The 12603-nt window shown below is 32.4% G+C and carries 14 protein-coding genes; 3 read left to right on the top strand and 11 right to left on the bottom strand.

Annotated features, from left to right (window positions below):
- Nucleotides 1-31: 31 nt before the first annotated feature.
- On the bottom strand, nucleotides 32-469 hold the full coding sequence (locus Q0409_RS01115) for an NUDIX domain-containing protein (protein WP_298534159.1): 438 nt from the start codon (nucleotides 467-469) through the stop codon (nucleotides 32-34).
- A gap of 709 nt (nucleotides 470-1178) precedes the next feature.
- Between Q0409_RS01115 and lysA the strand changes: the two genes are divergently transcribed.
- Together lysA and dapF are read left to right on the top strand one after the other, a co-directional pair.
- A complete protein-coding gene (gene lysA, locus Q0409_RS01120; protein ID WP_298534162.1) occupies nucleotides 1179-2462 on the top strand; it encodes a diaminopimelate decarboxylase in 1284 nt (427 codons plus the stop codon).
- A 16-nt stretch (nucleotides 2463-2478) separates the two neighbouring features.
- Nucleotides 2479-3342, top strand: coding sequence for a diaminopimelate epimerase (dapF, locus tag Q0409_RS01125; protein ID WP_298534165.1), 864 nt, complete (start codon nucleotides 2479-2481; stop codon nucleotides 3340-3342).
- 136 nt (nucleotides 3343-3478) lie between these two features.
- Here the strand turns inward: dapF and Q0409_RS01130 are convergent, their stop codons facing one another.
- From Q0409_RS01130 to Q0409_RS01175, 10 genes are all read right to left on the bottom strand, one after another.
- A complete protein-coding gene (locus Q0409_RS01130) occupies nucleotides 3479-3619 on the bottom strand; it encodes a hypothetical protein (RefSeq protein WP_295608224.1) in 141 nt (46 codons plus the stop codon).
- Nucleotides 3620-3769: 150 nt separating this feature from the next.
- Nucleotides 3770-4498, bottom strand: coding sequence for a 4Fe-4S double cluster binding domain-containing protein (locus tag Q0409_RS01135; protein ID WP_298534167.1), 729 nt, complete (start codon nucleotides 4496-4498; stop codon nucleotides 3770-3772).
- Between the two features lie 113 nt (nucleotides 4499-4611).
- Nucleotides 4612-5214, bottom strand: coding sequence for a DUF6434 domain-containing protein (locus tag Q0409_RS01140; protein WP_298534169.1), 603 nt, complete (start codon nucleotides 5212-5214; stop codon nucleotides 4612-4614).
- An 8-nt stretch (nucleotides 5215-5222) separates the two neighbouring features.
- Nucleotides 5223-5807 carry a HemK2/MTQ2 family protein methyltransferase gene (locus Q0409_RS01145; RefSeq protein WP_298534215.1) on the bottom strand — a complete coding sequence of 195 codons (585 nt, stop codon included), beginning with the start codon at nucleotides 5805-5807 and terminating at the stop codon, nucleotides 5223-5225.
- 14 nt (nucleotides 5808-5821) lie between these two features.
- The gene (gene rsmA / locus Q0409_RS01150) at nucleotides 5822-6691 is read right to left on the bottom strand and encodes a 16S rRNA (adenine(1518)-N(6)/adenine(1519)-N(6))-dimethyltransferase RsmA (RefSeq protein WP_298534171.1); all 870 of its coding nucleotides are present in this window, start codon (nucleotides 6689-6691) and stop codon (nucleotides 5822-5824) included.
- Nucleotides 6692-6821: 130 nt separating this feature from the next.
- The gene (locus Q0409_RS01155) at nucleotides 6822-7553 is read right to left on the bottom strand and encodes a DUF655 domain-containing protein (protein WP_298534173.1); all 732 of its coding nucleotides are present in this window, start codon (nucleotides 7551-7553) and stop codon (nucleotides 6822-6824) included.
- Nucleotides 7554-7947: 394 nt separating this feature from the next.
- Complete coding sequence (locus tag Q0409_RS01160) at nucleotides 7948-8298, bottom strand: RNA polymerase Rpb4 family protein (protein WP_295608214.1); 351 nt, start codon at nucleotides 8296-8298, stop codon at nucleotides 7948-7950.
- A 5-nt stretch (nucleotides 8299-8303) separates the two neighbouring features.
- Nucleotides 8304-8594 carry a 50S ribosomal protein L21e gene (locus Q0409_RS01165; protein ID WP_292788089.1) on the bottom strand — a complete coding sequence of 97 codons (291 nt, stop codon included), beginning with the start codon at nucleotides 8592-8594 and terminating at the stop codon, nucleotides 8304-8306.
- Between the two features lie 453 nt (nucleotides 8595-9047).
- Nucleotides 9048-10292 carry a tRNA pseudouridine(54/55) synthase Pus10 gene (locus Q0409_RS01170; RefSeq protein ID WP_298534176.1) on the bottom strand — a complete coding sequence of 415 codons (1245 nt, stop codon included), beginning with the start codon at nucleotides 10290-10292 and terminating at the stop codon, nucleotides 9048-9050.
- A gap of 65 nt (nucleotides 10293-10357) precedes the next feature.
- On the bottom strand, nucleotides 10358-11698 hold the full coding sequence (locus Q0409_RS01175; RefSeq protein WP_298534179.1) for a signal recognition particle protein Srp54: 1341 nt from the start codon (nucleotides 11696-11698) through the stop codon (nucleotides 10358-10360).
- Between the two features lie 335 nt (nucleotides 11699-12033).
- Here Q0409_RS01175 and hpt point away from each other — a divergent pair, with 335 nt between their 5' ends.
- On the top strand, nucleotides 12034-12600 hold the full coding sequence (hpt, locus tag Q0409_RS01180; RefSeq protein WP_298534182.1) for a hypoxanthine/guanine phosphoribosyltransferase: 567 nt from the start codon (nucleotides 12034-12036) through the stop codon (nucleotides 12598-12600).
- Nucleotides 12601-12603: the final 3 nt, after the last annotated feature.

The following is a 12603-nucleotide window of genomic DNA, read 5'->3' on the forward strand; positions in this document are numbered from 1 at the left end:
GTAGATTAATAAAAAAATAATTGAGATTAATTCAAATCTCAAAATCTCTTTTTTCCAAAGTTTTTCTAAGTGTAGGAGTAAGCATATCCTCATTGTAAAGCTCTTTCAATTCTTCAATGTCTACCCATTTGAAATCATCATGCTCATCGCTAATCTGAAGCTCTCCACTTAGTATTTCAAGATTCATCATCAATTGCACTGTACTTATAGGTTGGTTTGTTCTTCTGCTAATGAATTCATCTTGCACAACTTCAAACAAGCTTTCTATATTAACATCAAGGTTAGTCTCTTCCTTGAATTCCCTTATCAATGCCACATCAAAGAACTCTCCAGGGTCCACTTTTCCTCCAGGGAGTTCATACTTATGAGGATTGTTTCTTGATTTTGGATGTCTCCTGAGGATTAATATCTTATCTTCCTTTTTAACTACTCCTCTTACAGTCAATCCCCAGTCTTTTTTGCCATTCATTTTCTCACCTATGAAAATCTATTAGATTATAATATTGCTTTTATTTCGTTATTTTAGTCTTTAACTTTGATTAGATTTATATATTATGATGTTTAAAGTATTTTTAAGGAGTTTTTCTCTTTGAGTAAATCTCCAATTATCTGAAATGGTAAGGTTTTTGAATTCTTTTGAATTCACTAAACCTTGATAATTTTTTACTTTTTTTATAATTCTTTAATTTAATTATTTTTTTCAATATAAATGTAATTTTCTATTTTTAAGTCAATATAATTGTTATTTTTAAATTTAAAGTTCATAAAATCGTTATATTTATTAATAGCCATTTAAAAATTATTTTTTAGGTTTCACTACCTTAAAAAGAATACCATTTCAGATAAAAAGGAGGAAAAATCATGGAATTTAATTTCAAACAATTTTTATTGTTATTAATTCTATTCATACAAATGATTTTATTGTTTGTTGAATAAATGATTTTTTAGACAGTCGAATTTTACAAAAAGTTCTTAGTTTTACTCTTACCTTAGGTAGGCTTTCATCCTTTTTTTAAATAGTTTATTTCATATTTTTCTCAAGTCGGCTAATCGATTTCCTTAAATAATTTTATATATTAGTTTAAATAGATATTTATTGAAAACTTATTTTTAGATTATTATAGATAATTATTCGAAGATAATTATTCATTATACATTAGTTTTATCGGAGGCGCAAAATGGATTTAAACATAAAAACAAACGACAAAGGCCATTTAGATATTGGCGGTGCTGATGCTTGCGATTTAGTAGAGCAATACGGTACTCCTATCTATGTAATTGATGAAGAAAGAATTAGAGACAACTACAACAGATTCTATAATGCTTTCACTAAATTTTATCCTAAATTCAAAGTATTCTATGCTTGTAAAGCAAATACAAACATCGCTGTTTTAAAAATCCTTGAGGAAGAAGGATGCTGCATTGATGCTGTATCTCCTGGAGAAGTTTACATCTGTAAAAAAATGGGATTCTCTGGAGACAGAATCTTATTCACAGGAAACAACATCAGAAACGATGAAATGGATTACGTAAACAGTGAAGATGTAATCTTGAACATTGACTCAGTTTCCGCACTTAAAAGACTTGCAGAAAGCATTGATCCTAATGGTAAAAAAATCTCATTCAGAGTAAACCCTATGGTAGGTGCTGGTCACCACGGCCACTGTATCACTGGTGGAGAAATGAGTAAATTCGGTATTATGGAAACCGAAGCTGTAGAGATTTACAAATTAGCTAAAGAATTAGGATTTGAACCTGTAGGTATGCACTCTCACATCGGTTCAGGTATTTTAGACCCAGAACCATTCAAATTAGCTATTGAATCCACTATGAACATTGCAGGAAAAGTCCACCAAGAAGCAGGAATTGACTTTGAATTCATTGACTTCGGTGGAGGAGTAGGAATTCCATACACTCCTGATGAGGAATTGCTTGACTTGGAACACTTTGCAGAAGAAAACGTCAAATTATTCAAAGAAAAATTAGAAGAGTTTGACATGGGTGAACCTACCTTATACCTTGAACCAGGCAGATACATTGTAGGTGATGCTTCAGTTATTTTAGTTGAAGTAAACAGTGTAAAGGAAAGCTACAGAAAATTCATCGGTGTGGATGCTGGATTCAACACTCTTTTAAGACCTGCTATGTACGACTCCTATCATCACATTGTTGTTGCAAACAAGATGAATGAAGAGCCAACTCAAGAAGTGGATGTTGCAGGAAATGTATGTGAATCAGGTGACTTGTTTGCAAGAGACAGACCTCTTCCAGACATTGAAGAAGGAGACATCTTAGGTATTTTAAATGCTGGTGCATACGGTTACACAATGGCATCCAACTACAACTCAAGACCTCTCCCTGCAGAGATTCTTGTTAAAAATGGAGAGTCTTTCGTAATTCGTGAAGCACAAACCTACGATGACATCTTTGAAAAACAATCCATTCCTGACCATTTACAATAGACGTTAAGGTGATAGAATGGTAGATTTAAAAGGTTTAAAATTCTCTAAAATGCATGGTATCGGTAATGATTTCCCTATTATCGATGAAAGCCAAGGGGAACAGATTCCAGAGGCAGATAAAGCTGAAGCATGCAGACAATTATGCCACAGAAACTTTGGTGTAGGTGGAGATGGAGTATTGTTCGTTGTACCATCTGAAGTGGCAGACATTGGATACAGAATGTTCAATCCAGATGGATCTGAAGCGGAAATGTGTGGAAACGGTATTCGCTGTTTTGGTGATTTTGTTTACAGAAATAAAATCGTTGAAAAGGAAACAATGACTGTTGAAACCAAATCAGGTATCAAGACCATTGAAATCACTGTAGAAGATGGCGAACCTGTTCTCTTTAAGGTCAATATGGGCAAATCAACATTCAAAGTTCCACAAATTCCAATGATTGCAGATTCAGAGGAGTTTGTCGACGGTGACCTTGAAGTCATTGACACCACCTTCAAGGCAACTTGTGTCAATGTAGGAAACCCTCATGCAATCTTGTTTGTTGATGATGTTGATGCTATAGACATTGATAAATACGGCCCAGCTATTGAATGCCATGAAGTATTCCCAGAAAAGATCAATGTTCATTTTGTTGAAGTATTAAGCAAAAATGAAGGAAAAATGAGAACATGGGAACGTGGTGCTGGTGTTACCCTTGCATGTGGTACCGGTGCAACTTCAACTGCACTTGCTGGTGTAAAATTAGGTCTTTTTGATAATGAAGTTCTTCTTCACTTACCTGGTGGAGACTTAGAGTTTAATGTCTATGAAGAAGACGGAGAACTCGGAGCATTCATGAAAGGACCTGCAGCATTGGTATTCAATGCTGAAATCCAATAAATTTATTTATTTTTAAATAAATTTTCTTTTTCTTTTTTTTTAATTTTTTTATATTTTTTTTATATTTTTTTATTTTCTTTAAACTTTATTTTTAATATTTTTTCAAATTGCAATTTATTTTCATAGCTTGTTGAAATCATCTATAATTTTGAATTTCCCTAAAGAAATCTGCATAAGGCTGCAAACCTTTATCTGCCCAAAGCTTCCAAATATTCAACTCATTTTGAACAACACCTGCCTTAGCGCAAGCTTCTTCAAGTGTTTTTCCCTCTTTCAAATAATTCAAAATGTTTTTTGATAAAATCATGAATCTTGGCAGCTCTTGCTTGTAAAAATCTAATGGACTTCCATTAAAAATAGTAAAACCCCCTAAAAACTCCTATTTATAGGAGTAAATTAATTCATTAAACTTTAATTAAATTTTAAATTATATTTCCTTAATCAAATCCCTGTTGGTTTCTATTCCTAAGTATTCTTTAGTGTAAGGACAAGCCAGACCACATTTGGCGCATAAGCTTTTGCCGTGAGTTCTTTGCATTTCTGATTTAATGAATTCAAAGCATTTTTCTGCATCGAAATATTCTTCCCTTTCTTTTCGGGAGTCCCATTTCACGTCATTTATCGCATTAACAGGGCATACATCCTGGCATTCTGTACAGTCATCGCATAATGAGTCGTCTATAGGTGTTCCCACTTTAATAGGCATGTCTGTAAGAATTGTGGATAATCTAAGTGCAGCCCCATATTTTGGGCTTATAAGCAATGCACATCTTCCAATCCATCCAAGCCCTGATCTTGTTCCAGTTGTCTTATGAGGGATTTTGCTTGCCAAACCTTCAAAATCCTTTGCAACTCTTTCACGAGACATTGCCAATGCATTGTAATTCATATGATCTTTGATGTAGTCTTCACCTTCAAGAACTATGTCGTTCAGCTTCAATGCTAAACTTTTCATGGATTCCACATATTTGGACTGATCATCTGTATAAATGGTTTTCAATGCTTCCTTTTCTATTGGAATTCCGATTAAAATGCTATTCGGATACTCTTTAGGAACGTTTTTTATACCTTCTAAACTAGCAAAACCTACTACTTCTGCTCCTTCTGATTTAAGAAACTCTTCTATTTCTTTTGAATTTTTCTCCTCTAAATCCATAATCATTCCCTCTTGATTTTGATTAATTTTGCTAGATTATATGAATAAATATGATTTTTAAACCTTTAAATATATTCTTTACTTAGTTTAATATAGTGGTTGGTTTAATTAGATTAGTTTAAAGCATCTAAATCTGATTTTTCATACCTGTTATGGCCTTTTAAACTCTTTTTATAATTCCAACATTTTATGGCATCATTTAAAGTTTTATCATCATTATCCTTGAAGAAATCTCTAATGTACTGATTGTATTGGAATTGCTTTTCTATTTCGTTTTTTTCCTTTGAGTTTTGAATGTCATAATAAGCATTGATTGCATCCTGATATGTCTTTTCTGGGTTTGCCTTTAACCATTTTTGGAATTTTACCTTAAATTTGAATCCTTTTCCTATTTTCTTTTCAAAGAATTCCCTTTTGTCTTCACTACATTTGAAGTTTTCACCTAAAATGGAATCCAATGTGATTTCTTCAAAGTCAGTGGTTTTATTTGGATTGGATTTTTGAAAATTAGGTTTGTTTTGAGCATGTTTTTTGTCATCTAAGGATTTTCCTGTATCCAGATAGTGAATAATTCTTTCTTCCAGTTGACTTTTGCTTCCACTAACCTTTAATCCTTCATTTCTGCAGAATTCTTTCAATTCCTCTTTTAAAAAATAGTATTCCTTAAATTCTGAAACTTTCAGATTTTTATTTAATTTGTGGCTGTTTGAACTCATTTTATCAGTCAGATCTTGTAAGCGTTTATCAAGACAATCTCTTCAAAGAAGAACGTCTCGCTTTCAGCTATTTCTGCAACAAATCCATTTCTATCAAACATATCCAAGGTCCTGTCATTGTCAGATAATGAGGACTGAATCATCTGTATAATTCCCTTATCATTTAAATGATTTGGTGCTTCTTTTATGAACCTATCAATAACTTTCCTTCCATCTAATCCCCCGTCAAATGCATAATTTAAATCGTCATTGATAATGTCATCTGAATCAGTAGGGAGATATGGAGTATTAAATAGAATAACATCAAATTTCCTATCTTTTACAGGTTCAAAGAGATCACCGAACTCAAGTTTTATGGTGTTGATATTGTTTAGTTTGAAGTTTTTCTCTGCAAGTTCAAGGGCGTTGAAGTTGATGTCAGTTGCCGTAACATCGTCTGTTAATAGACTTGCATACATGGAAACGAGGCCTGATCCAGTTCCTATTTCAAGAACGCTTTGACCTTCCTTTATTTCAAGATTTTCAGCCAATAGAAAGGTGTCATCTGAAGGTATGTAAACCAAATCATCTGTTTCAATTTCAAATTTTCCCATTTTCATTTTAAGCCTCAGTTAATATGCTCTTTTAATAAAATAGATAGTTCCATAATGCTTTCTGGAGATAGATTGATTGTTCTTTCCAATAATAATTCCTTGATTCTTGGATTCTCATCTTCCAAATTGTTTAAAATGGATTTCAATTCTTTTTTGTCTTTAAAGCCAATTATATGCCTTGAATCAATCAATGCATTACGTGCCTTTTTGTTTCTATGTTGGAATAATGCCTTAACGACTTTTGAATAGATCTTAAAGTCATCATCTGCTATCTGGTTTTCCTTTGGCTTTAATTCCACAACAGAAGAGTCTACCTTAGGAGATGGTATAAAAGACTCAGGAGAAACTTTTGTTAGGAACTTGATATTTGCCTTAAAGTATAGCATGGCAGAAAGTCTGGAATATTGCTTTGTTCCCACTTTTCCATTCATCCTATCTGCAAATTCTTTCTGATACATTAGGATTGCAAGGTCAAAGTCATGCTTTAGGAACTTAAAGCTAATAGGGGATGATATTTGGTAAGGAAGGTTTGAAACGATTTTATTGAACTCTGGGAAATCCACCTTAACGGCATCGCCGTTGATAAGATTTACATTATCGATTTTCTCTTTTTCCAAACGTTTCTTCAATATGTTAAAAATAGCGGTGTCTTGCTCTATAGCTATTACTTTTCCAGCTTTCTTGGCAAGTTCAATTGTCAAAGTACCTATACCTGGACCAATTTCAAGTACAGTATCCTCTTTAGTAAGCTTTGCATATTCAATGATTTTCTTTCTTTTGAAATCGTCTATAAGGTAATTCTGACCTAAATTCTTGTTTAAAATAATCCCATTTTCCTGCAATATTTGTTTAGTCTCTTTAGCTAAGGATATTTTTTCAGTCAATCAATCACCTTTTTAGCCATTAAAATAGTAGTTTATCGTATTTGAAAATCATTGATGATTTAGTTAAAAAATAAAAATAAAAAAATAGAAAAATGAGTTCAACTCTTTTTAGAGTTTCACTCATGGAAATTTATTCCTTGTTTTCGGAACTTGGTTTGTTTTGGGGCTTTTTGCCTCTGTTATTAGGTCTTCTACCTCTGCCCCTATTGTTTCTACCTCTTCCTTTGTTGAATCTTTTCTTTCTGTTGGAAGGGTGTCTGGAAGGAACTTGGGTAAACATGTAATACTTGTTTTTACCTCTTTTGACGGTAGTTGTATCAAGTTCTAACCTTACTCTTTTTGCAAGCATATCCACAGGTTCTCCAAGGAGAGGAACTCTTTCCTTCAAGTCTTCAAAGCTTTTGAAAGGTTCTTTTTTACGCTCTTCCAAAATCATTTGAGTGTGCTTTTTACCGATACCTGGGATTAGCTCCAATTTATGCATTTTGATGTTAAGTGAATCGATTTCATTGAAGAATTTTACATAAATGTCTTCATGAGCTAAAATGATTTCCTTAATTGCATATTCCAATTCGATTCTACTGGTTGCAGTTAAGTTTTCAAAGTCTAATAATCCTTTTACTCTATTAACCTTATCCCTTTTTCCAGATCCTATATAGACTTTGTCATGAATATCTAAATCAACACCTTCTTTAGGTGTAACTTCTATTAATGTGAATTTGTCTACTCCAATAGCTTGTGCAATAGGTTTGCCATGAGCAGTTGGTCTTTCTGGATTTACATACCCAAATTTAAGATAATCTAAAATAATTACGTACTCCTCTTTTTTTGGATTCGGATTATCAATGTTTGGATTATCCATATTTTCACCTCATTTTAATTTTAAATGTTTATTAGTTCTAGCAATATTCTTTTATTTTCTTTTGCTAATTCTCTACGATTAATTTTTTAATAATTCATTTTTAATTATTATTTAATTTTTAATATAATATTAGTATATTTTAAACTTATTAATATTTATAATTTTATTCTTTTTTGTTAAAAATAGCGAAATTAATTGAAGTTCAATGAAAATTTTAAGAATGAAAAAACAGTATGCTCTTAAAAAAATTTAAAAAATATTTAAAAAATATTTAAAAAATAGTAAAATTGTTCTTTATAAAAAATAAGAAATAGTTAAAAGTAGTAAAAATTGTTAAAAAAGTAATCTCTGCATTGAAGAATAAAAATAGAAAAATAATTTGATTTAAAGAGATTTATAAGAATAAATCCTCTTCAATATCATATTTTTCTAAAATTTCAAGAATTTCCTTCATTTCATCGTTTGAAGGAGCATTTCTTTCTTTTGCGAAAATTAATCTTAAGTCCGCCATGTCTCTTGGCACAATATCTGCCATACGAACAGCTTGCTTGTGGTCGACATAAGCTTCAAGTTCTTCGATTAATTTTTCAGTATCTTCAAGGGAAAGTTTATTTAGATTAGTTACATGAGCTAAAGTTAAATTTTGTTCATAACTAAGTTCATGTTTTTCTGAAAACTCTTCAAGAATTTCTTTCACTTTAGCTGCAGGTATTGGTTCTGTTTCTAATGTTTTTTTCCCAATCATTGTACTCACTCTTGTAATTTTAAGTGTTCTGGAGTAACGATTAATTCTTTTGCTTTATTACCATCTTTTAATGCAAGTATGTAAGCTTTACCTTTTTTGTCCACTACTTTAGCGGTTTTTCCATGGAATCTGGAATGAGGTTGGCCTTTTTGGATACTTGGGTCGATGATAATGTGTACCATATCACCATTTTCGAATTGTTGAATTCTTCTGGTAATTGGATTTGCACGACCAGGTCTTACTCTTTTGGTCAATTTTTTTCTACTTCTACTTTTAAATCCTCTGGATCTTTGCATTTTTATACCTCTTTAATATTTAATTAATTTTGTGGTAAAAATATAAAACCCATCATTTTATATCTTTTTAAATAGCTAGTAGCCCAGGTATGATATTTAAGTTGAATATCATAGCTTAAGCCCTTCGGTTTAGCTATTCATTGTAAAAGCCAATATATAAGTCTTATTTAGACTTAGCCCTAACCGTAGGTTTAATTGATTAGAACATATCTAAATTTTATATATTGAAAGAAAAAAATATCAAAAATATTATAAAATATCATAAAATTTTAGTGACTGGATTTCAGCAATAATCCAATCTTCTATTTTTGATAGTAATAAACTATATATTTTAAGATATTAATAAAGTTTATGTTTTTTAGGTATTTTATAATATTTTAAAAGATTTCTAAAGTATATTTAAAATTATTTTTAAATTTTTAAAAAATAGCTTTTTTAATTTTAAAATTGGAATTATTTAATTCCAACTTCAATCACATCCAATTCTGCACAGATTGCCTGTGTGCCAAGAACTTCAGTAACGCTAGGATTTGACCTTCCATCATCACTTGAGATAAGTTCCTTGATATACAATCCTCCTTCTGTCTTAATGATCATTTCAAAGGTTTTTGAATCAATGAACTTGGCTTCAATGCTCTTGACTTCCTTCTCTCTAATCTTGTCTGCCCTTCTATGGGAAACTCTTATTGGAGTTCTTTGTTGAATCATATGGAGTGTTTGGAGTTTTTCCAAATCTTCCTCTTTTATATCATCATCACATTTGACCAATGCTCTGTAAACCTTATAGGTGTCTGGTGAGGATACTTTGATTTCAGCTTTTCTTTTCCTTTCGGTAAACTTAAGATTTAGGTATTCAGTTTTTCCTTTAGCGACTTCAGCAACCTCTTCAGATATCTTTTCAAGGTCTATTTTTCTAACCTTCGGCTCCTTGATTTCAAGCACAAATGGTCTGCCGGTACCTAGCATCCTAACGTCAATGTCTTCCCTTCCAGCACCATGAAACTTAGCTTCGTATCCATTGGTGTGCTTTAAGACAGTTTCAGATAATAGTTCCTCTACAGATTCTGGGTATTGCTTTCCTGTGAAATTGCACTCCTCACAGCCTCTTCCTTTACATTTAGTGCATGGCCATTTGGTTTGTGGGATGCCTCTAACAAGCTTTCTGTATCTTCCTTCAATAAAAATAGGATTGATTTGAAGTCGGACTTTAACCGGATTTTCAATGTCTTCCTTTAGGATTCTTCTAAAATCAGCCATCACAAGAACATCCTCTCCATCAAAATCAACATTCTGCTTGAGATTTGCTTCAAGCAATTTGCCGATTTCCCTGTTGACTTCCTTTTTGATGATTTCAACATCAAAATCAAACTTATCGCTGATTTCCTGGTCCTTTTCAACTATTTCCTTAGGCAATTTGCAGCCAACAACAAAAGTGTCAAATTCAACTTTCAAGAGATCTATCTTTTCATTCACCAAATCAAGAACATCATTTTCAATATAATTGAAGATATTGTGGCATATTTCACATTCTCCATCGTAAGCTTCCAAATTTAGGGATTCTCTAATTTTAATCCCTCTATCTTCATTGCCATTTCCTTCTACGCAATCTGAAAACTTACGTCCAAGGCAATGATTGCAGATATTTCCATTTGCATAATTGATTAATTCTTCAGCCTTATTAAGTATTTCCTGATTCATTAAAATCTCTCTTTAAAAAAATGAATATAAAAAATAAAAGTAGTTTAGTTTGGTTTTTGGAATGTTTATTTCATGAACTGGCCCATGATTCTATTCATGGCTCCTCCGCCCATTCCTCTACGTCCAATACCTTTCATAGCTTTTTTAGTATTGTTATAGTATCTTAACAGTTCCTTTACGCTGTTCTCGTCTACTCCAGAACCTCTTGCAATTCTGGTAATACGGGAAGTCTTGATTATTTTAGGGTTGAGCATTTCCTCTTCAGTCATGGAAGACATGATGATCTTGAATTCATTGATCTTGTCTTCAGTCATTTGGCTTGCCTCTTTAGGAATCTTGCCTCCTAAACCTGGAATCATGTTCATGACCTGTTGCATAGGGCCCATGCTGTTCATCATTTCAAACTGGTTTTGCATGTCCATAAGGGTGAACTTTCCGCTAAGCATATTGTTCATGGTTTTTGTAGCGATGTCTTCATCGATAACCTCTTCAGCCTTTTCGATAAGGCTTCTGATGTCTCCCATACCTAATAATCTTGAAATGAACCTTTCAGGATCGAATGCTTCAAACTCATCGATCCTTTCACCAGTACCAATGAACTTGATTGGTGCACCGGTTTCAGCTACTGCAGAGAGAGCTCCTCCCCCTTTAGCAGTACCATCTAATTTTGAAATGATTATGGAACCGATATCGGTAGCTTGTGAGAATGCTTTAGCTTGCTCTCCTGCCTGTTGGCCTATTGTACCATCAATAACGAGAATGGATTCATCAGGTTCAATGATCTTATCCAACTTGTTCATTTCCTCAATTAAATCCTCTTCGTTCTTATGCCTACCTGCAGTATCGAAAATAATGATTTTTTGATTCTTAAACTGTTTTAAACCTTTTTCTGCAAGGTCTAATGCATCCTTGTTTTCAGGGTCTCCATAAAGTTGGATTTGCAAGTCTTCAGTCAATTGCCTTAACTGCTCATATGCGGCAGGTCTCCATGTGTCGGTACATACAACTGCTGGAGAGAAACCTTTTCTTTGCAAGTATTTACATAATTTACCGATTGTGGTGGTTTTACCACTACCTTGCAATCCTAAGAACAATATTTTGAATGGCTTTTTATTGATTTCAAGCTCTTTAGCTTCACTACCGAGCAAATTAACCATTTCTTCATAGATAATTGTGATTACATGTTCCCTTGGGGTAATTCCTTTCGGCGGCTCTTCATTAAGTGCACGGTCTTCGATTGTTTTGGATAATTTTAATACAAGCTGGATGTTTACGTCTGATTGGATTAAAGCTCTTTGAATGTCTTTGACTACTTCCTTTACAACCTTTTTGTCAATAACACTCATTCCAGCCAATTTTTTCATGGTGTTTGTAAGGTTTTCTCCTAAATTTCCTAACATTGACATAATATCTCTCCGATATTTTTCATAATGGATTAATAATTATTGTTTTAGTAATCTTATTTTTTTATTATTTTTTATTTTTATTTTTATTTTTAATTTCAGCTAATTTTTCTAAAATGCTATTTTTTGTTTCAGCACTTTAAAACAAATAAATAGTTTATCTTATTAACTTTAATGTATAAATTAATATTATATAAAAGTTTATTTATCTTTTATTATAAAATTATTGATATAGATACATAAATTTGATTTTAAGTTTTTTATTTTTTATCATTAATTTAAAATTTGAATTGAATATTATGTTTAAGGTAAATATTATCGTAGTTGAGGGTTAAAAAATGCTTGAAAAATTAGTAGAATCATTAAGAAAGGCACCAGTTGTTAAGAAAGGAGAGTATGATTATTTCGTTCACGGTATCAGTGACGGAGTGCCTGCAATGGATCCAGCAGTTTTAAAGGAAATTGCTAAAGTGATAGACGAAATTTTAGATTTGTCTAAAATCGATAAGATTGTAGGTGTTGAAGCAATGGGTATCCACATTGCAACTGCATTATCTTTGGAGACCGGCATTCCATTCATCGTTATTCGTAAAAGACAATACGGTTTGCCTGGAGAACATGAAATCGTCAAATCAACTGGTTATGCAACTTCCAAATTATACATCAATGACTTGAATGAAGGAGACAATATCCTTTTAGTGGATGATGTAGTAAGTACAGGAGGAACTCTTACTGCTGTAATCAATGAATTGAAAGCAATTGGTGTAAACTTGGTTGACACTGTTGTTGTTGTAGAAAAAGGTGAAGGTAAAGGTGTTGTTGAAGAGGCTACCGGTGAAGACATCAAGACTCTTGTAAAATTGGATGTTGTTGATGGAAAAGTTGTAGCTGATTCATTGTTATAATTT

The organism is uncultured Methanobrevibacter sp., from assembly GCF_937898925.1.
GTDB lineage: Archaea > Methanobacteriota > Methanobacteria > Methanobacteriales > Methanobacteriaceae > Methanobrevibacter.